The following is a 19401-nucleotide window of genomic DNA, read 5'->3' as shown; positions in this document are numbered from 1 at the left end:
GGCGTACGCGAGCGCGTCCCGACGCGCTCCGGGACGCTCCGGGAACCGGCACGCCGGGTGGACGGTTTGCCCTATCTTTCCGCGGGTGCGTCACACAGCCCCAGCGGCACCGGGCCGCCTCACCGCGTCCCACCGCTCCCTCCTCCTGTTCCTCGTGCTCCTCGCGAGCGCCGTCCCGATGCTGGTTCTCGCGCCGCAGGCCTCGGCGCTCTCCAAGGGCCTGATGGACGAGAACCTGCCGCGCTCGGACGACCCCGTCCAGCGCGCCGAGTTCTTCGCGACGGCGAAGGCCGCGAACGTGAAGTTCGTGCGCACCTACATCCAGTGGGAGGGCAAGACGAGCCACCCCGCGCCGCACGAGATCGAGTCGATCCGCCGGTACGCGACGGAGGCCCTCGCCAACGGCATCGACACGATGTTCATCGGCTTCAACGGGCTGATCGCGGCCCCGCAGGGCGGCGGCTTCGACGACGCGCGGGACATCAGCCTCAAGCGTTACCGCGCGCTCGTGAAGTCGTCGGTCACCGCGCTGAAGGACCTGCCGATCCGGCTGGTCTGGGAGCCGATGAACGAGGCGAACATCTACACCCTGTTCCCGAAGAAGCACGGGCCCGAGGTGTGGCGCAAGATGCAGAACATCGCCTACGAGGAGGTCAAGGCCCAGACCCCGAAGGCGATGGTCACGGCCGGCGAGCTCGCCCCGTACGCGCGCAACCCGAAGTCGACGAACCCGGGCACCTGGGTCCAGCGCGCCCTCGGCCTGGACTCGAAGTTCAAGCCGCGGAAGGGCACGAAGGCCAAGGACTACGCGATCAAGGCCGACGGCTGGACGCTGCACTCCTACGACTACCTCGTGAACCCGGCGAAGACGCTGAAGAGCGACACGATGTGGACGATCCGGAACATCCCGCGCACCAAGTCGCTGCTGCGGAAGATCGCGCGGACCAAGCGGGTCCCGGCCGGCGCGGTCAACAAGCTCTACATCACGGAGTTCGCCTACATCGCCGAGGGCAGCCAGGCGACGTCCGAGGAGAACGCGGCGAAGTGGACCCAGACCGCGTGGGACATCGCGAAGAAGAACCAGCTCCGCGGCTTCCTGTGGTTCCAGGTCCGCGACCCCGTCGACATCTTCTACTCGGGGCTGAAGACGATCGACGGCGCCGAGCGCAAGGTCTTCCCGGTCTTCCTCGGACTGAACTGATCGACGTCGGAGGGTCGGCGGGGCTGTCATGATGTGCGGATCGTCCGCACCCAGCTGACACCCCGCCGTCGGTCGGCGCCAGGAGCCCGGTCATGAGGGTCGATCGCTGCTTCGCGTTCATCGACCTCTGCGGGTTCAGCGCGTACACGGAGCGCAACGGCGACGAGGAGGCCGTCTCGGTCCTCTCGATGATGCGCTCCGTCGTGCGCCACGCCGCGGACCGTCGCGGCGTCCGGGTCATGAAGTGGCTCGGGGACGGCGTCATGCTGTCGGGCGCCGAGCGGGGCTCGATCGCTGCCGCGACCCTCGAGATCCGGCACCACCTCGGAGGCGCCTGTCCGCTCGAGGTCCGGGTGGGCATCTGCCGCGGCGCCGCGCTCGTCTTCGACGGCGACGACTACGTCGGCACCGTCATCAACGTCGCGGCGCGGCTCTGCGACCTCGCCGAGCCGGGGCGCATCCTGATGGCCGAGCACCCCGACGCCACGGTCCCGCCGTGGGCCGTCACCCGGGAGCACGGCGTGGTCGAGGTCGCGGGCCTCGTCCAGCCGCTGTCGGTCAGCGAGGTCGACCTGCGGCTCGACGACGACGCCCGGCCCGTGATGGACCCGGTCTGCGGACTGCCGATCGACCCGGCCGTGGCGATCGCCCCGGCGGGGGAGGACGACGCGCAGCTGCGCTGCTTCTGCTCGACCGACTGCGCCGAGCACTGGGGCCGGGCCTCCGCCCGGCGCGTCCAGCGCGTCGCCTGAGCCCCGCGGCCCCGGACCTCAGACCCGGGCGGTCGGCCGGGCCGGGGGCGCCGCGACCGCCGGGGTGGTCTCGTAGGACTCGGTGTCGAACGACGCGACCCGCCGGCGGTAGAGGAACGTGAAGTCGGGCCAGAGCGTCGTGTTGCGGCCGCGCTTGTCGAGGTACCACGAGGCGCAGCCGCCGTCGTTCCAGACCGTGCCCTGCAGGCGCTCCTGGATCTCCTCGTTCTCGGCGTCGACGACCGGCTGCCGCGGGGCGAGCGCACCGATGCCCTCGGCGCGGGCCCGGCGCAGGGCGTCGCGGACGTAGCCGACCTGCGACTCGATCATGTAGATGATCGAGTTGTGGCCGAGCCCGGTGTTCGGGCCGACGAGCATGAAGAGGTTCGGGAAGCCCGCGATCGTGGTGCCACGGTAGGCCTCCATGCCCTGGCTCCAGTGCTCCGCCAGCCGGCGACCGTCGGCCCCGACGAGGCGGTCGGCGATCGGCTGGTCGGTGACGTGGAACCCGGTGCCGTGGATGATCGTGTCGACCTCGTGCTCCACGCCCTCGTTGTCGACGATCGAGTGCGGGCGGACCTCGCGGATCCCGGAGGTGTTGACGTCCGCGTTCGGGGCGTTCAGCGCCGGGAAGTACTCGTTGGAGATCAGGACCCGCTTGCAGCCGACCTGGTAGTCCGGGGTCAGCTTCGCGCGCAGCTCGGCGTCCTTCGGGATCTGGCGGCGCAGGTGGGCGAGCCCGATGATCCGGGGCAGTCCGCGGAGCTTCGCGACGTGGTTGAACGACAGCACGAAGCTCTCGCGGCCGACGTAGATGCCGAGCCGCGCGAGCTTCTGCGCGAGCGGTGCCCGGCGGAAGACGAACCGCTCGATCGGGGTGATCGGACGGTCGGGGCGGGGGAGGACCCACGGCGGCGTGCGCTGGAAGAGCACGAGCGACTTCGCCTGCGGCTGGATCCGCGGCACGAACTGGATGGCCGACGCGCCCGTGCCGATGACGGCGATGCGCTCGCCCGTCAGGTCGTGGTCGTGGTCCCACCGCGCCGAGTGGAAGACGGTGCCCTCGAAGGTGTCGAGGCCGGGCAGGTCGGGGTACTTCGGCTCGCACAGCGGGCCGGTGCCGGCGACGAGGAACTGCGCGACGACGGTGCCGCGCTTCGTCTGCACCGTCCACCGCTGGGTCGCGCCGTCCCACGTCGCGTCGACGACCTCCGCGCCGGTGCGCACGTACGGCCGCAGGCCGAACCGCTCGACGACGCGCTGCTGGTAGGCCCAGATCTCCGGCTGGGTCGCGAACGAGCGCGACCAGTCCGGGTTCGGCGCGAACGAGAACGAGTACATGTGCGACGGGACGTCGCAGGCGCACCCGGGGTACACGTTGTCGCGCCACGTGCCGCCGATGTCGTCCGCCTGCTCGAGGATCACGAAGTTGCGCTCGTCGTCCTGCAGCAGGCCGACGGCCATGCCGAGCCCGGAGAACCCGCTGCCGACGATGGCGACGCGGACCTCGGCAGGGAGTGGCGCGGTGGTGACGGACTGCGACGGCGCAGCGGTGGTGCTCATGGGTCCATCCTAGGGAGGGAGACGGGGCTACTCAAGAGTAGCCTACGAATCCGTAGCCAGGGCGTCCCGGTGTCGGCTCCCGGCGTCAGCCGAACTGTGTGAACAGCAGCAGGATGACGATCACGAACGCGAAGATCGCAATCAGCGAGCCGACGGGCCACTCGCCGCGCGGCAGGCCGTCCTCGCCCTCCGGGTCCCTGGGCGGCGGCTCGTGCGGCTCGATCGTCACCCCCCGATCGTAGAGCGGGGTGCGCACTCCGCGGGCCGGTCGGCCGAACGTTGAGTGTGCGGTGCACCCGCGACGGACGGACGACGTAGCCTCGTTGTGGCCCGCGGCCCGGTGTCCGATGCTCTCGCCATGACCGGACGCACACCGACGGAGCACCAGCACCTCCGCCCCGTCCGGCACCGCGGCCGGAGGGCCCCGCGATGATCATCGGCGCCTCCCGCGTCGCGGTCGGGCCGCTCCGCGACCTCGACCAGCTCGACCGGACCGTCGACCTGCTCGAGCGCGTGCCCGGCGTCGGCGCGGTCGCGGTCGAGGCGTTCGTCGGACGCCGCGTGCTGCTCACGGTGCACGCACAGCACCCGCTGGACCTCGCGGGCGCCCTGCGCGACCAGCTCGGGGGCGGGCTGCGGTCCTGCGGGATCGTCGGGGAGCGCCTCGAGGTCGTGCTCGCGGAGTCCACCGACCACCCGGCCGACGACGTCGCCCCGCAGGACGACGCCGTCGACGCGACGTGGGAGGAGGACGAGGATCCCGCTCCGACCACGACCTCGGCGGGGATCGAGCGGCACGTCCCCCAGCGCGCCGCGCCCACGATGGTGGTGAGCCGCGAGCTGCTCGCCGGCCGCCGCGAACGGCTGATCCCCGCCGAGCCGGGGGAGCTCCTCGAGCTCTCCTTCGCCCACGCGCCCGTCGCCAAGGCGCTGATCTCGACCGACGGCCGGTGGCTCCGCGTGAACCGACGCCTCTGCCGGCTCCTCCGCCGGGACGAGGCCACGCTGCTGCGCTGCGACCTGCAGGAGCTGACGCACCCCGACGACCTCGGCGCCGGCCACGTCCTGGTCCGGGAGGCGCTCGACGGTGCCCGGGACGGGTGGTCGCTCGAGACCCGGTGGATCGCCGCGGACGGCGAGGTGCTCCCGGTGCGCGTCGAGGTGTCGCTCGTCCGTGCGGGGGACGGCGAGCCCCGGTGGTTCGTGTTCGAGGTCGTCGAGCACGCCCGGGCCGCGCGGTCCCGCGCGCTCGTCGCGCCGGTCTGACGCGGTCCGGGCCGTGGCCGGTGCTGCCCGCCTCCCCGGGAACGGGGTCGACGGTCACACGCCGACTTCCTACACTGGTGTAAAGGACCAGCGCCCGTCTGCCGATGGGTCCTCATCCGGTCCGTTCGTCCTTCCCCGAGGTCCCGTATGTCTGATCGTCGCGGTCCCGCACCGCTCCCCGTCCCGTCCTCGCTCGACGCCCACCGGCTCACGGCCGTGACGGCGCCGGCGCGACGGGGCGCCCGGGCCGACGCGTCCCTGCCGATCCCGGCGCCCGCCGTCCACGCTCCGCGTCGTCCCGTGGACGACGCCGACACCGCCCGGCTCCTGCGGACCGTCGACGCGCTGCGTCGCCTGCAGGCGACGCTCGGCGCCGCGCAGCAGGCGCTCGACGAGGTGATCACCGAGGTCCGGGTGGCCAGCGGGGGCGATGCCCGACGCTGATCGCGCCACGGCCCGGCGACGTCCGCGCCGTCGGACGAGCGGTCACTGGGCGGCGTCGGTCGCGGTTTCGTCCGGTGGGCGCGCGGGTACGAGCCCCGCGCCCGGAACAGCACCCGGAGGATGACGTGTCCCCCCTCCCAGAGCAGCTCGCACGCGCCACCGTCACCCCCGCCGTCCGCGACGGTCGCCCCGCGCGGTCCCCCGGAGCCCGTCGGTCGGTCGAGGGCGGTGCGCCCGCAGCGGCACGGGCGGCGCTGCGCCGGTCGATCCGGGGCGCGACGACGGCGTCGCACGAGGTCGTCCCCGCCCTCCGGGAGCCCGGGATCGGTGCGGCGCCCGCGATGAGCGTCGAGGACGCCCGACGGGTCCTGGCGGTCCTCGACGCGACGCTCGCCCAGCTCGAGCGCACCCGGAGGACCCTCGCCGACGTCGTGGGCTCGATGGGCGTCCCGGTCGTGCCGGGGTCCCGTCCGGCGGAGGCGCCGACGGCGGAGGTCCGCGACGATCCCCGGCCGGTCCTGGTGTCCGGGCGCCGGACCGCCAGGGGCAGGAGCCTGCCGCCCGAGCCCACCGAGGTCGTCCCCGAGCTCCCCTCCGGGATGGCGGCCCTGGCGCCGGCCGCACTGGCCGAGCACGTGGTCGACCTCCGGGTCGCCGTGCCGGAGGCCCGTCTGCGGGCGAGCGCGGCGACGGCTCAGCGCGACGCCCCGGCCTGACGGCGTCCGGCGTCGCCCCGCCGGGTCCGTCGGGTGCCGCGGCCTCCCGGGGTCCCCGGCGCGCGGTCGACGACCGCCTCCTGGTCAGGCGACGACCTGCTCCGAGAAGTCGATGACGTGGGCCGCCAGGCCCGCCGGGGCCTGCCGCATCGGGCGCTTCGGCTCCGCGGCGACGGCCGGGACCGTCGCGGCCGGGACGCGCGGCGCGGTCGGCGCGGCGGCCACGGGGGCGGGAGCGGCGACGGCCTGCATCGGCACGTGCGCGGTGATCGGGACCACCGGCGTCGAGATGGGCGTCCACGTCGCCTTCGGCGCCGGCGTGGGCAGCGCGCGTGCGGTGGTCGACGGTGCGACGGCCTGGTCGAGGGCGCCGATGGCCGAGTCGAGGCCGGCGCCGAGGCGCTCCAGCGCGAGGACGAGCTCCTGCGAGCGCCGGCGACGCGCCAGCTCGTCGAGGGCGTCGATGGCCCGCGCGGCCCGGTCGAACGTGCTGTCGCGGCCGACGACGGCCTCGTGCCGCGCGGTGGACGCCAGAGCCCGGTCGTCCGACGGCGCGAGCGTCGTCGGAGCGGTGGACGTGGCGGATTCGATCAGCACGACGAGGCCTCCGGGGCACAGGGAACGGGACGCGAGCGCCGGGAGCTCGTCGGCACGGGGCCGGAGGCGGCGTCGCGGGATTCCATGGGTCCATGGTGCGCCACCCGCATTGCAGACCGGTATCGCCGGGGTGTCGGGGTGGATACGGGCGACGCCGGTGCGGGCACCGCGAGCGCCGCACGGGCCCGCGCCCCGACCTCGCGGATCGGGAGGGGGGGATCGGCCCGGGTGGTCCGACTACGGGGTACCCCATCGCCGACGCGACGGGCCGCCGGCGCACGACCGTCGGCGGCCCGGCACCACGGGGACCGCCACGGCCCGTGCCCACTCCCACGAAGGACCCCATGATCCGCGCACCCCGGGCAGACCGCCGATGATCTCCGACCAGCACCCGGGCGCGGAGCGCGGGCGGGAGGGCGAGCACGAGGACCCGGCCGCCGCCGAGCGGCTGCGCGCGCTCAAGCGTCTGCGCGGCGAGCTCGAGGCCGCCGAGCAGCTGCTGGACGACGCCGGGAACGGGTCCCGGGCCGGCGGCGACGACCGGCCGACGCCGCCGGACCGCAGGTAGACGGGCCTCCGGCCGCCCCGGGCCCCGGTCGTCCGCCGGTGGTCTGCGGTCGTCCGGGCGCCCGGGTGGCTACCGTATGCGCAGCACGGGGTCGCCCCGCGCTCCCGCGGGAGTTGCTGGAGGACCTCGGACGATGTGCCCACGAGGGGGTGCTCCGTACATGCGACGGGGCGCTCGGCGGTGAGGACCACCCTGTCGACGCACCCCTCGAGGCCGAAGCTCGCGATGCCCGATCGCCCCCACGTCCCGCAGCAGGAGATCTCCAACCGGATCGCCCAGCTCTACAAGACCCGCCTCGGCCGGGGGCCGACCAAGGTGTCGACGACGATCGTCGGCGACCTCGTGGTCTGCGTCCTCGAGGACACCGACACGCCGTTCGAGGAGACGCTCCTCGGGCTCGGCGCCCAGGACCTCGTCCAGGAGGCCCGGTCGCGGTTCCAGCTCGAGTGCACGCCGGAGCTCGTGGCGATCGTCGAGCGCGCGACCGGCAGGTCGGTCCGGGTGCACGTCCCCGGGTACCGCGCGTCCCTCGACGCGGCCACCGAGGTGTTCCTCCTGCAGGACGACGCACTGGTGGGCGGGCCCGGCGTCGGGTAACCTCGGGCTCGTGCTCGCCGTCCGTCGGTGCGGAGGCGGCCTGGTGTTCTGCTCCCCCCGGAACACCGGTCCCGACGTCACCAGGAGCCTGGCAGCGCGCACGAAGAAGCAGCAGGCACCACGTGCTCCGGCCCCCCACGGGATCCGGGAGATGCGTGCCGGAAGACCGACTCCCTCCCCCGGAGCACTTCATGCTGGAAGACGCAACCCGACGTGAGCAGCACGATCTCGAGCTGCTGCGCCGTCACCGCACCCAGGGCGACCCCTGGGCCCGCGACGAGCTGACGGAGCGCTGCATGCCGCTCGTCCGCTCGATCGCCCGCAAGTACGCCTCGAGCCGCGAGCCGTTCGAGGACCTGGTCCAGGCCGGCTCGATCGGCCTGGTGAAGGCGATCGACCGCTTCGACCTCGATGCGGGGCACCGGTTCGTGTCCTACGCGATCCCGACGATCCAGGGGGAGATCCGCCGGCACTTCCGCGACCACTGCTGGGCCGTCCGCGTCCCGCGCTCCACCCAGGAGCTCTGGCAGCGCGTCAAGCACGAGCAGCGGGCCTTCGTCGAGCACACCGGCCGCGACGCCACGCCCGGGGATCTCGCCCTCGCGCTCGAGGTGCCCGAGGAGGACGTCGCCGACGCGCTCCGCGCGGGGGAGGGGTACGACGCGCTGTCGCTCGACCATCCCGCCGGCGAGGACCGCGCGATGCTCGACGTCCAGGGGGACAGCGACCCGGGGTTCGCGACCGTCGAGGACCGCAGCGTCGTCGCGCAGGCGTTCGACGTGCTCGACGACCGCGCACGGCGCGTCGTCCACGACCGCTTCTACCGGGAGCGCCTGCAGCGCGAGATCGCCGTCGACGTCGGGGTCTCGCAGATGCAGGTGTCGCGGGTGGTCTCCGGCGCGCTGGAGGACATGCGCCGCCACCTGCTGCACACCGGTGCGGCGGCTGCCGACGCCCGGACGCAGGCGGCCTGACCCAGGGGCCGGTCCCGCCGGGGCCGGCCCGTCAGACCTCGACGACCGGGTCCCCGGCCTCGACGCGCCCGAGCACGTCGCCGGCCGGCAGGCCGAGCAGGGTGGCCCCGGCGAAGTCGGCCGCGAGGCCGTCGAACCGGCCGTGGTGGCGGAGCATCGCGTGCTTGCCGCCCCGGACGGTGACGAAGCCGACCTCGGTGGAGCGGCCCATGGTGCGCGCCACCTCGAGCGCGGGCTCGCGTCGCGCGATCCGGTCCTGGTCGCCGTGCACGACGAGGATGCGCCTGCCCTCGAGGCCGGGAGGGGTGTCGGAGGCGTAGACCCACGGTGCGAGCGCGACGGCGCTCCGGACCGCGTCGTGATGGGCCGCCATCAGCGCGGCCCGGCCCCCGAGCGAGTGGCCGACGAGGCACGCCGGCAGGGGCCCGCCGAGGCGCCGGGCGATCTCGTCGAGCGCCCACTGCGCGTCGTCGACGGGCGACCGTGCCTCGTCCCAGCCCCGCTGCGCGTTCAGGAGCCGGTAGACGGCGAGCCGTCCCGCACCGACGCGGGCGATGCGGCGGGCGATCGGGACCATTCGCAGCACCGAGAGCTGCGAGGGGCTCACGGCCCTCGCGGCGCCGCGCGCGGCGCCCCCGTGCAGCACGAGGACGACGCCCTCGGGATCGTCCGGGACGGCGGTCTCGATCAGGCGAGGGGCGAGTTCCACGACGGGCACGGTACCGGCAGGTACGGTGCCCGCCGGGCGCCGGATGCCCCTCCACGGACGGGGCGAGGGGGAACGCTGTTCAGGATCACCCTGGGCGACCTTGCGCGCTCACCCCGGCCTTGCGCATCATGGCGTCGACGAAGACCAGCGTCGATCCGGGTCGCCCCGGTCCGTTCCCCCCGCCCAGAGGTCCCCCATGCACGCTCCGACCGCCGACGAGCACCACACCCTGACCGAGCTCCGGCTCCCACGAGGGGCGCGCCCGGACTCCGACGAGCTCCGCCGTGCACGCGCCGCGGTCGTGTCGATCGAGCGCGTCCGGGCGCAGCTGGCGGAGACCCAGCGCTCGCTCGAGGCGTTCATCGCGCGCTCCGCCGTCGAGGCCGACCGCCGTCGCGCGGCCGGCCCCGGCGTGCACCACTGAGCCAGCGTTCGGTCGCGCCCGGTCCGTCGCGCGCGGGCCGGCGTCGCGGCGCCCGGGGAGGGACGTCCAGCCCGCGTCCACGGCGAGCGGCCCCGTCCGTGTCCGGGAGAGGACGATCGAACGAAGAGTGTTCACGTGTACGAACCCGTACACTCCCGTGCGTGCCCAGGTCCGACCATCCCGTGCGGGGCGAGCTGCGCGCCGAGGCCGATCGGGTCTCCGAGCTGCTCCACGGGCTCTGCGCGGCGTGGGAGGACGGGACCCCGCCCGCGACCGACGACCTCCACCGCGTCATCGAGGACCTCGGTCGCCTGCGGACGCTCGTCGAGGGCACGGTCCTCGGCGCCGAGCACCGCGTCGCCGGACGCTGACCGGTCCGGACCGGCCGGTCCAACCGTCGTGCAGCGCTTGCGCCCGGCCTCCGGGAGGGATAGAAGCACTGGTGCCGTGTCGGAGCCGCGCACACCAGCGATCGTGACGGGCCCCTCGTGGCGGGCCCCGCGGGTCGTCCTCGGTCGTCCCCGCGGCGGGGCGCGATGACCGACCGGCCGTCGACGCCCGAAGAGCTCCGGATGGAGGCCAACTCGGTGCTGGACCGCCTCCGCCGCCTCGAGTCGTCCGTCCGCGACGGCGGGCACCTCGCGATCGACGCCATCGACGGCCTGACCGACGCGATCTCCACGTTCCAGGGCCGGATCGAGGAGACCGCCCGGCACTACAACCACGCCTGGGCGCTCCAGGACGTCCTCGCCGCCCGCCGGGCGATCGACGAGGCCCGCATGATCGTGATGGGGTTCCTCACCGATCTGCGCGACGACTGATCGCGTGCCGGTGGGCCGCGCCGGGGCGTCCTGGCCGCCGCGGGCCCGCCGCACTGCCCTAGGATCCGCGTGCCCGAAGTCCCCGAGCACCCGACGACTCCACGAAGATGTCCGAGCACCACGCGGTCCCCCAGCAGGAGATCTCCAACGCCATCGCCCAGCTGTACAAGGCGCACATCGGTCGTGGCCCCACGAAGGTCGTGACGACGATCTCGGGCGGGCACGTCCTGTGCGTGCTGGAGGACACCGACACCCCGTACGAGCAGACGATCCTGCAGCTCGGGGGCCGCGACCTGCTGCGCGAGGCCCGCGCGCGGTTCCAGCAGCACGCGCGGGGGGAGATGATCGCCGTCGTGGAGCAGGTGACCGGGCGCAGGGTCCGGGGCCACGTGCCGGGCTACAGCACGACGATCGACGCGGCGACCGAGGTCTTCCTGCTCGAGGACGCCGACTGAGTCCCGGTCGGCCACCCCGGGCGCGCGGACCGGGTCGGTCGGACGCCGGGAGATCAGGCGACGGCCCGCGCCGTGTGGGCGACGCGGGCCGCCGTCGTCCTGCGGGTGCCCGATCCGCGGCGGGTGATGCGCCGCGCAGGAGATCGACCGCGCGCGGACCCGGCGCGGCCGGGTCCGGGTGCGGTCAGCGGGCGGCGTCGCCCGCCGGGCGGGGGAGGCGTACGCCCCGGCCCTCGGGCTCGAGCTCGCCGTTGCGCTTCAGCCGGCTCACCGTCGAGGCGACGACGGTGCGCTTCATCCCGCTGACGCGCGCGATGTCGGCGGCGGTGACCCCCGGACGGTCGGCGATCACCGCGAGGATGGCGCTCTTGTTCGCGCCCGCACCGCGCCGTGACGGCTGCCCCGACGCCGACGCGGCCGGATCAGGGTCGGAGGACCCGGGCGCCGGCGACGCGCTCGCGGCGAGGATCGCCCGCAGGCGCTCCGCCTCGTCGAGGTAGGGCTGGAGCTCGGCGAGCCGGGCGGTGACGGTCTGGACGACGGCGTCGACGACGTCACCCGAGGGCGGGTCGTCGGGGGTCTGGGATGAGGCCATGGGGGATGTGGCGGGGTTCGGAGGGAACGCCGGCCCGGGGACCCGCAGGTCGTCCGGGGCCGACGATGCGACCAGCGTCGGCGCGGTGGCCCGCGCGTCGACGTTCACGTCATCATGACACCGTGAACGGCGTCGACGCACCAGGCGTGAGCCGCCTCCTTCCGACCGGGGCATCGCGGCGGCCTCAGGCGTCCGGGGAGGACGCGTCGTCGGTGGCCGTCGCCGTGCCGCCGGCGACCTGACCCGCGGCCTCGTTGTGCGCACGGTCGACGCCGGCGCCCAGCGTGCCGGCGGCCGCGCCCGGGAGCGGGATCGACTCGATCGGCGTCGAGGCGACCGCGGCGAGGAGCGCGTCGAGGGCGTGCCCCGAGAGGGTCTCGAACTCGAGCAGCGACTTCGCGGTCTCCTGGACGGTCTTCCAGTTCGCCTCGAGGACGACGTGGGCGCGGGACTCGGCCTCGCCGACGAGGCGGGCGACCTCGCCGTCGATGAGGTTCAGGGTCTCCGGGCCGGTGGACCCGAGGTCCTGCAGGGCGTTGCCGAGGAAGACCTCGCCGCCCGCCTCGCCGACGGTGACGTGGCCCAGGCGGCGCGACATGCCGAACGACGTGACCATCGACCGCGCGAGCTTCGTGGCGGCGTGGAGGTCGTCGCTGACGCCCGTGGACTCCTCGCCGAACTCGATCATCTCGCCGGCGGTGCCGGCCATGATCGCGGCCAGCTGACGCTCGAGGTCGCGGCGCCCGTGCATCACGGCGTCCTTGTCGGTCATCATCGACGCGGCGGTGCCGAGCTGGCGGCCGCGGGCGACGATCGAGAGCTTCTGCGCCGCGACCGTCTGGCCGACGGCGCGGGTCACGACGGCGTGCGACGCCTCGTGGACGGCGATCGTCCACTGCTCGTCCTCGGTGAGGACGTGGCGCTTGGCGGGACCGGCGATGACGCGGTCGATCGCCTCCTCGAGCGTCTTCTGGTCGATCGTGTCGCGGCCCTCGCGGACCGTCAGCAGCGCGGCCTCGTTGACGAGGTTCGCGAGCTCGGCGCCCGAGAAGCCGGGGCAGAGCTTGGAGATCTCGAGCAGGTCGACGTCCATGTCGAACTGCCGGCCGCGGGCGTGGAGCTCCAGGATCTCCAGGCGGCCGTGGATGTCGGGGACGTCGACGACGACCTGGCGGTCGAAGCGGCCCGGGCGCAGCAGCGCGGGGTCGAGGATGTCCGGGCGGTTCGTCGCGGCCATCACGACGACGCCGGCGTCGCCGCCGAAGCCGTCCATCTCGACGAGCATCTGGTTCAGCGTCTGCTCGCGCTCGTCGTTTCCCTGGCCGACGCCGGCGCCGCGCTTGCGGCCCGCGGCGTCGACCTCGTCGATGAAGATGATCGCCGGGGCGGCCTTGCGGGCCTTGGCGAAGAGGTCGCGGACGCGGGCCGCGCCGACGCCGACGAGCGACTCGACGAACTCGGCGCCGGACGCGGAGAAGAAGGCGGCGTCGGCCTCGCCGGCGGTGGCGCGGGCGAGCAGGGTCTTGCCGGTGCCGGGAGGGCCGACGAGCAGGACGCCCTTCGGTGCGGCTGCACCCTGGGAGAGGTACTTCTCCGGGTTGTCGAGGAAGTCGCCGATCTCGCGCAGCTCGGCGAGCGCGCTGCCGGCGCCGGCGACGGAGTCGAACGTGATCGGGGAGCTGCCCTTCTTCTTCCGCTTGCCCTTGCCGCGGAAGGACGAGAAGCCGGCGATGCCGCTGGACGCGTCGCCCGCCTGCCGGGTGAAGAACGCGAACAGCGTCACCAGCAGCAGGATCGGGAGGAGGAACTGGACGATGACGGTCCGGGTCGGCTTGTCGGACTGCAGGTCGACCGTCGCCGTGGCGCCCCCGCGGTGCATGCGCAGCAGCAGGTCCTGGGTGGCCGAGTCCGACGACGGGTAGTCCGCGTAGACGGTCTCGCCGCTCCGGAGCTTCGCGACGATCTGGTGGTCCTGGTCCAGCAGCTCCGCCGTCGTGATCTGCTTGGCGGTCGACGCCGAGATGATGTTCGAGTAGGAGACCTGCCGCCCCTCGCCGCCCGGCTTCAGCGACCCGAGGAGGCTGAAGAAGAGGATCGCCACCGTGATCGCGGAGACCAGGAGGAACAGGGCCATCTTGTCGCGGGTCAGCCACGTCCAGACGGCCTTGGCGACGTCTGCGACGAAGATCGCGGCGTCGCGGGATGGTGTGCGCTTCTTGTTCGAGGCGGCCAGGCGTGGATTGCTCACGGAGTCTCGCTGCGGATCGTTCGAAAGAGGAGGGTGTTCGGGTCCGGTGACGGCGTCACCGGGCGGGAGGGCGGGGTGCGGACCAGGGGGAGAGAACGCGGCCCGACCACCGGACCGGGGGCACCATAGAGGAGCGGAGGGCCCGTCTCACGTGAACAACCTCGTGTTCACGACATTCCAACAGCAGGCCTTCACGTCGCGTTCACGCCTGGACGGACGGCGGGGTCTCGCGGGCCCACGTGGGCCCGCGAGATCACCGCTTCGGGGCCGTCGGCTGCCGCTCGAGGAACGCGCAGCGGAACCGCTCGGGCGACCCGCTGGGGACGCCCCCGGCGAACCCGCCGGCGTTGCCGTTGTCGAACACGGTCGCGTACTGGAGCGTCGACGGGGCGGGGTTCGTCGCGGACCCGGAGGCGGCGCTCCCCGTGGTCGTCGTGAAGAGCGACGACGACAGCTCCCGCAGGTCCCGGCGGCCGGCGGGGTCGATGAACGCCATCGAGGGGCGGTCGTCGAGCCGTCCCGAGAGGCGGAGCTTCGGGGCGGCGCCGATCAGCATGCCGGCGGTCGGGAGGCGGCCGCCGAGGCGGACGCACGCCCGCGATGCGCCGGCGAAGTCCGCCGTCCCGCGGACGCCGCGATCGAGGCACCAGGTGCCGAGGTCGGCGGTCCCGGACGGGCAGCCGAGCCGGACGTCCTGGGCCCGCAGCCGGCCGAGGCGCAGCGTGGTCCGGGCCCGCTCCACCGTCGGGACGGCCGACGCGGCGAACCGCGCGTCGCGGCCGAGCCGGAGGACGGCGCCCTTCTTCGGCGTCGGGCTCGCCCGGACGGCGGCGTTGCGCGCCTCGCCGACGCCGGTCGTCGCGAACGTCGCGGCGACGGCGGCGACCACGAGGGCCAGGGCGCCGAGGACGAGCGCGGGGGAGGGACGGTGACGGGTCATCGGGTGCGGCCCTTCGTGGACGACGTCGACCGCTTCTTCGCGGACCCCGACGGGGTGCGGCGCTTCGGGGCGGGGACCTGGAACGCGCGTCGCACGGCGACGACGTTCCCGGCCGCGTCCTGGGCGCGGACCAGCACGCTGTACCGGCCGCCCTTGGCGTAGACGTGGCTCGCGGCGCGCGTGGCGCCGTCGGCGGTCTGCCCGTCGCCCCAGTCGACGACGGTGCCGCCTGCCGCGACGCCGGACGCGTGGCCCTTGCGGCCGGGGTCGGCGATCCGGACCCGGATCCTGCGGGTGCGCCGTGTGACGGTGACGAGCGGCGTGCGACGGTCGGCGCCGAACGTCGCGACGGGCGTCGTCGTGCTGCCGCCGCCCGTGCGGCTGTCGGCGGTCACGGTCACCTGGTGGCGCCCGTCGGCGAGCGCGCCCGGGGCGAGCCGCAGGCTGCGGTCGTAGATCGTCCGCCCGGCGACCCGGCCGTCGACGTGGACCGTGTAGCGCTGGGGTCGCGGGTCGTTCGGCGGCGCCTGCCAGGTGATCAGCGGACGGCGGGCGTTCGTCCAGTCCGGCGGGACCTCGACGAGGAACGGGACCGGCGGGGCGTCGACGCGGGAGACGACGACCTGCCCCTCGTCGGGGAGGCCCTGCCGGAAGCCGACGAGCGCGTTGCCGTTGCCGGCCCCCGCGATCGAGAGCCCGTCGACCGGTCCGCCGACGGCGCCCGAGACGCCCTGGGTCGCGGTGACGCGGTCGCCCGCGAGCTCGCGGACCACGACGCGCCCCCCGCCGTCGGTCGTGGCGGTCGCGACCGCGCCGCGGCCGTCGACGCCCTGGGCGACGACGGGGGCGGGACCGCTCGACGGCCCGACCTCGACCCCGGCGCCCGGCGTCGGGCCGGTGCCCTGGGCGAGCGCGCCGACGCCGCCCTGGGCCCAGCCGACGAGCATGCCGAACCGGCCGCCGACGTCGACCCGGGGGGCTCCCGCCGCCGCGCCGCCGGGCGTGGCGACGGGCTGCGCGCCCGTGAACGCCTTCCCGGCCCCGCTCTCCGGCTCGTCGAGCTGGTTGACGTAGACCTTCGGGGCCTCCCCGCGGGCCGACGGATCGGGCTGCTGCCGGAAGGCGACGACGGCGCGGCCGTTGTCGGAGATCGCGACGTCGAGGGCGTCCGCGGCGCCCCGGGCGGGGGCCCCGCCGACGGTGGTGGGGCTGACCGGCAGGACGATCCCGAGACGCTGCCCGAACACGCGGCGGGCCCAGACCCGGTCCTGGAGCGCCTCGTCGGGCTCCTGCCACGCGACGACCGCGGCACCGTCCGCGCCGATCGCGACCTTCGGCGCGTTGGCGGCGTCGGGCTGGCGCAGCGGCGCGGTCGCGATGCGGTTGACGGGGACGCCGAGCCCGCTCCAGCGCGACCCGTTGAAGCGGGCGAGCTTGATCTGGCTGTCGACGTAGTCGTTGCCGAGCAGCGGGTCGGAGAACGCGGTGACCCGCTGGTACACGAGCAGGGCGTCGCCGTTCGGGGCCATCGCCAGCGACGGGTAGGCCGCCCGGGAGTCGCCGATCGTGAAGTCGACGAGGGTCGGGGCCTGGAACGCCCCGGCGCCGCGCGGCAGGGACGCGGAGTACATGGAGTCCTGGTTCGGCGGACCCTCCTGCACCCAGGTGACGACGAGTCGTCCGCCGTCGGCCGCGCCGATCCGCGGCCACGTCGACGAGAACCGCTGGCCGGCGTCGACCCGTTGCGGGGCGTACCAGCGCTCGCCGTCGTACCGGGCGGCGTAGACGTGCGGGGCACCGTCCTCCGAGCGCCGGTAGACGACGCCGCCGGTGCCGTCGGGCGCCATCGCGACCTGGCCGAGGTCGATGATCGCCGGGTCGGGCCCGGCGACGGTCACCCCTGGACCGACACGTGCGGAGGAGGCTGCGGGGAGTGCGAGGGCGGTCGTCGCGGCGAGGGCCACGAGCGACACGAGGCCGGGGCGCGACGACATCGCGGGGCACCGTAGCGGCTCAGGGGCCGCAGCCCGCGCGGGTTGTTCACGTTTCACGCTCTGTTCACAGCGCGCTGGACGTCCGTCCGGTTCCGTGTCGAGGCGGTTCAACGCCACGGTCGAGTGTTGACGCGCCGTTCATCGTCGGGGCAGATCCGCACGAGAGCAGGGGATTCGTGCCCCTCGAGCGCCCGCGGCGTCCCCGTTCGTTAACAACATGTCGGAACCACGGCCACGCAATGTTCACGCGGTGTTGTCGGTCGAGGACGAAAGTGCCCGTGTCCTGACGGCGACGTCGTCCGGTCCCACCCCTTCTCAGGAGCGAACACACGATGAGGACCACCACCGGGCTGCGCATCGGCGCCGCCGCGGCCACGGCCGCGACGGGCACGATCGTCGCGCTGGCCATTCTTCCCGGGGGCGCCAGCGCCGCCTTCGACCCCGCGTTCTCGGCGCAATGCCAGGGCACGACGACCATCCAGGGCCGCGGCGCCTCGTTCCAGCGGACCGCGCACCTCGCGTGGGGCGCGTCGAGCGTCGTCGCCAACCCGGCCGCCGCGACGGCCGTCGGCTTCGGCTACGCCACCGCCGGCAGCGGCGGCTGCGCGAGCTTCAAGCTCGCCGCCGACGGCGGCACGAACTCCGTCAGCTTCGACCCGCAGGGCTCCGGCGAGGGCCGTGGGGTCGTCGGCGCGACGACGAGCCCGGACGCGACCGCCGGCTCGCCGAAGGGCAACCCGGGCGTCCGCAAGACGGCGCTGCAGTTCGGCGCCGCCGACGAGCCGCCGAAGCCCGCGGAGATCGCGGCCGCGAACAACGGCCCGGACCAGATCGCCGGCACCGCCGACGACGCCGTCCTCTACACGGTGCCGGTCGCGCAGTCCTCGGTCGCCACCGTCGTGCAGCTCCCGAACGGCTGCACCGTCCCGAACAACGCGCAGTCGCGCCGGATCACCCGCGCCGCCCTCGAGGGCGCGTTCGCGGCGTCCCCGGACTTCTCGACCTGGGGCCAGATCCTCCCGAACATCGCGGGCGTCGACGCGGCGGGCACCACCGCCTGCAAGGCGAAGGTCTTCAAGCGCGTCGTGCGCCTGGACTCCTCGGGCACCACGTACGCCCAGAAGAACTACCTGCGCGACATCAAGTCGTCGGACTTCCCGACGTCGCTGGGCAACACCGCGTGGCCCGCGGACACCGGCGCGAGCGCCGTCGTCCGTGCCGACGCCAACGGCGGCGGCTCGCTGATGGACAAGCTCAAGCTCCAGACGACGGACGGCGGCATCAGCTATGCCGACCTCGCCACCGCGCGCTCGAAGGGCTTCGACACCGCCGCCGGCGCCGCCGGTGACACGGACTCGACGATCTGGCTGAGCGTCGAGCGCAAGGGCGACGGCGTCTACCAGTCGCCGGCGCTCAACGACGTCAACGGCACCACCGACACCGGCGCCAACTGCAAGAACGTCACGTACAAGGACGTCACGACCGGCGCCCTGCCGACGGTCCAGCAGAGCTGGTACGACGTCACGGGCAGCGCCTCGGCCGCCGACTACCCCGTCTGCGCGCTGACGTACGAGCTCGTGTGGGAGGACCTCGCCAAGGCGAACGTCGGCCACGCCGCCGGTGACCCGGACTACACGCAGGCCCAGGCCCGCGGCGTCAAGGACTACCTCGGCTACATCCTCAACGTCACGGGTGGCCAGGCCGCCCTGGCGCCGGCCGGCTACCAGGGCCTGCCGACGGTCGTCGGCGGCGCCGCGCAGAGCGGCAGCGTCCTCGCCGTCGCCCGCGCCGCGCAGCAGTCGCTGACGTGGAACAAGCAGACGGTCGTCGACCCGGGCACGGGCGGCGGTGGCACCGGCACGACGCCGACCACGCCGACGACGCCCACCACGCCGGTGACGCCGACGACGCCCGTGACGCCCACCACCCCGGTGACGCCCACGACGCCCGTCAAGCCGTCGACGCCGGCCGTCGTCAAGCCGAAGGTCTCGGTCTCCAAGGCCGCCGCCGTCAAGGGCCGCAAGGTCACGCTGTCGGTCTCGCCGTCCGCTGCGGGCAAGGTCTCCGTCTCCGCCACCACGGGTTCGGGCAAGAAGAAGGTCACCGTCCTCTCCGGCTCCGCGACGGCCAAGAAGGCCGGCGCGCTGAAGATCACGCTGAAGCCCACGAGCAAGGGCAAGAAGGCGCTGAAGTCCGGCAAGAAGGCGAAGATCGCCTTCAAGGTGACCTACACGAACGCCGACGGCTCCAAGACGTCGGTCACCAAGACGATCTCGGTCAAGATCAAGGGCTGACCGGCCCGGGTCGCGATCCCGGGGCCCGTCGGGGTCCCCGGGAGGGCGACCGGTTTCCCCACGGGGTTCTCCTCGGGCCGGCGCGCACGCGCCGGCCCGAGCCCGTTGAGGAACGCGTTGACGACACGTTGACGAACAGGCGTCCATGTTTTCGCCGGGTTCCCATGAAGTTCACGAAAACGGCGGGGCCGGGACCTACAGTCCCCGGCCGGTGCGCCGTCTACGTTCATCCGGGTCGCTGAT

General features: G+C 74.2%; 21 protein-coding genes. 13 read left to right on the top strand and 8 right to left on the bottom strand.

Features of this window, described 5'->3' with window-relative positions; all coding sequences use genetic code 11:
- The first annotated feature begins 85 nt into the window (after positions 1–85).
- Both PATMI_RS0123940 and PATMI_RS0123935 read left to right on the top strand, forming a co-directional pair.
- On the top strand, positions 86–1201 hold the full coding sequence (locus PATMI_RS0123940; protein WP_026912731.1) for a hypothetical protein: 1116 nt from the start codon (positions 86–88) through the stop codon (positions 1199–1201).
- A 92-nt stretch (positions 1202–1293) separates the two neighbouring features.
- Entirely contained in the window at positions 1294–1953 is a 660-nt protein-coding gene (locus PATMI_RS0123935) for an adenylate/guanylate cyclase domain-containing protein (RefSeq protein WP_026912730.1), read from the top strand.
- Positions 1954–1971: 18 nt separating this feature from the next.
- Here the strand turns inward: PATMI_RS0123935 and PATMI_RS32935 are convergent, their stop codons facing one another.
- Complete coding sequence (locus PATMI_RS32935) at positions 1972–3516, bottom strand: flavin-containing monooxygenase (protein ID WP_051472228.1); 1545 nt, start codon at positions 3514–3516, stop codon at positions 1972–1974.
- An 85-nt stretch (positions 3517–3601) separates the two neighbouring features.
- Positions 3602–3745, bottom strand: a complete 144-nt coding sequence (locus tag PATMI_RS37025; RefSeq protein ID WP_157260952.1) for a hypothetical protein — start codon at positions 3743–3745, stop codon at positions 3602–3604.
- 200 nt (positions 3746–3945) lie between these two features.
- Between PATMI_RS37025 and PATMI_RS0123920 the strand changes: the two genes are divergently transcribed.
- The 3 genes from PATMI_RS0123920 (at position 3946) to PATMI_RS0123910 (ending at position 5942) form a co-directional block, all read left to right on the top strand.
- Positions 3946–4782, top strand: a complete 837-nt coding sequence (locus PATMI_RS0123920) for a PAS domain S-box protein (RefSeq protein WP_026912729.1) — start codon at positions 3946–3948, stop codon at positions 4780–4782.
- A 147-nt stretch (positions 4783–4929) separates the two neighbouring features.
- Positions 4930–5226, top strand: coding sequence for a hypothetical protein (locus PATMI_RS0123915; protein WP_026912728.1), 297 nt, complete (start codon positions 4930–4932; stop codon positions 5224–5226).
- A 125-nt stretch (positions 5227–5351) separates the two neighbouring features.
- A complete protein-coding gene (locus PATMI_RS0123910; RefSeq protein WP_026912727.1) occupies positions 5352–5942 on the top strand; it encodes a hypothetical protein in 591 nt (196 codons plus the stop codon).
- Positions 5943–6026: 84 nt separating this feature from the next.
- On the opposite strand, the gene PATMI_RS0123905 is transcribed toward PATMI_RS0123910, so the two are convergent.
- Positions 6027–6539 (bottom strand): hypothetical protein, encoded by a 513-nt coding sequence (locus PATMI_RS0123905; protein WP_026912726.1) that lies wholly within the window; start codon positions 6537–6539, stop codon positions 6027–6029.
- Positions 6540–6912: 373 nt separating this feature from the next.
- On the opposite strand from PATMI_RS0123905, the gene PATMI_RS0123900 reads away from it, so the two are divergent.
- From PATMI_RS0123900 to PATMI_RS32930, 3 genes are all read left to right on the top strand, one after another.
- Positions 6913–7107, top strand: coding sequence for a hypothetical protein (locus PATMI_RS0123900; RefSeq protein WP_026912725.1), 195 nt, complete (start codon positions 6913–6915; stop codon positions 7105–7107).
- A 225-nt stretch (positions 7108–7332) separates the two neighbouring features.
- Complete coding sequence (locus PATMI_RS0123895) at positions 7333–7704, top strand: Na-translocating system protein MpsC family protein (protein WP_026912724.1); 372 nt, start codon at positions 7333–7335, stop codon at positions 7702–7704.
- A 191-nt stretch (positions 7705–7895) separates the two neighbouring features.
- Complete coding sequence (locus tag PATMI_RS32930) at positions 7896–8678, top strand: SigB/SigF/SigG family RNA polymerase sigma factor (protein WP_051472227.1); 783 nt, start codon at positions 7896–7898, stop codon at positions 8676–8678.
- A 31-nt stretch (positions 8679–8709) separates the two neighbouring features.
- Here PATMI_RS32930 and PATMI_RS0123885 read toward each other — a convergent pair whose 3' ends face one another.
- A complete protein-coding gene (locus PATMI_RS0123885; protein ID WP_051472226.1) occupies positions 8710–9387 on the bottom strand; it encodes an alpha/beta hydrolase in 678 nt (225 codons plus the stop codon).
- Between the two features lie 196 nt (positions 9388–9583).
- Between PATMI_RS0123885 and PATMI_RS0123880 the strand changes: the two genes are divergently transcribed.
- The 4 genes from PATMI_RS0123880 to PATMI_RS0123865 all read left to right on the top strand — a co-directional run bounded on the left by PATMI_RS0123880 (position 9584) and on the right by PATMI_RS0123865 (position 11087).
- Positions 9584–9811, top strand: a complete 228-nt coding sequence (locus PATMI_RS0123880) for a hypothetical protein (RefSeq protein ID WP_026912722.1) — start codon at positions 9584–9586, stop codon at positions 9809–9811.
- Between the two features lie 161 nt (positions 9812–9972).
- Positions 9973–10182 carry a hypothetical protein gene (locus tag PATMI_RS0123875; protein WP_157260951.1) on the top strand — a complete coding sequence of 70 codons (210 nt, stop codon included), beginning with the start codon at positions 9973–9975 and terminating at the stop codon, positions 10180–10182.
- 165 nt (positions 10183–10347) lie between these two features.
- Positions 10348–10632 (top strand): hypothetical protein, encoded by a 285-nt coding sequence (locus PATMI_RS0123870; RefSeq protein ID WP_026912720.1) that lies wholly within the window; start codon positions 10348–10350, stop codon positions 10630–10632.
- Positions 10633–10739: 107 nt separating this feature from the next.
- The gene (locus PATMI_RS0123865) at positions 10740–11087 is read left to right on the top strand and encodes a Na-translocating system protein MpsC family protein (RefSeq protein ID WP_026912719.1); all 348 of its coding nucleotides are present in this window, start codon (positions 10740–10742) and stop codon (positions 11085–11087) included.
- A 184-nt stretch (positions 11088–11271) separates the two neighbouring features.
- On the opposite strand, the gene PATMI_RS0123860 is transcribed toward PATMI_RS0123865, so the two are convergent.
- The 4 genes from PATMI_RS0123860 to PATMI_RS0123845 form a co-directional block, all read right to left on the bottom strand.
- Complete coding sequence (locus PATMI_RS0123860) at positions 11272–11682, bottom strand: MarR family transcriptional regulator (RefSeq protein WP_157260950.1); 411 nt, start codon at positions 11680–11682, stop codon at positions 11272–11274.
- Positions 11683–11866: 184 nt separating this feature from the next.
- On the bottom strand, positions 11867–13930 hold the full coding sequence (gene ftsH / locus PATMI_RS32925) for an ATP-dependent zinc metalloprotease FtsH (protein ID WP_084270215.1): 2064 nt from the start codon (positions 13928–13930) through the stop codon (positions 11867–11869).
- Between the two features lie 253 nt (positions 13931–14183).
- Positions 14184–14870, bottom strand: coding sequence for a hypothetical protein (locus PATMI_RS0123850; RefSeq protein ID WP_026912717.1), 687 nt, complete (start codon positions 14868–14870; stop codon positions 14184–14186).
- Positions 14867–16864, bottom strand: a complete 1998-nt coding sequence (locus PATMI_RS0123845) for a PKD domain-containing protein (protein WP_026912716.1) — start codon at positions 16862–16864, stop codon at positions 14867–14869. Before PATMI_RS0123845 ends, PATMI_RS0123850 begins: the two co-directional genes overlap by 4 nt.
- A gap of 332 nt (positions 16865–17196) precedes the next feature.
- Here PATMI_RS0123845 and PATMI_RS37720 point away from each other — a divergent pair, with 332 nt between their 5' ends.
- Positions 17197–19158, top strand: coding sequence for a type 2 periplasmic-binding domain-containing protein (locus PATMI_RS37720; RefSeq protein WP_026912715.1), 1962 nt, complete (start codon positions 17197–17199; stop codon positions 19156–19158).
- Positions 19159–19401 lie beyond the last annotated feature (243 nt).

The sequence above is a fragment of the Patulibacter minatonensis DSM 18081 genome, from assembly GCF_000519325.1.
GTDB lineage: Bacteria > Actinomycetota > Thermoleophilia > Solirubrobacterales > Solirubrobacteraceae > Patulibacter > Patulibacter minatonensis.
The sequence above is the reverse complement of the archived record's forward strand: the minus strand, read 5'-3'. Positions and strand labels throughout refer to the sequence as shown.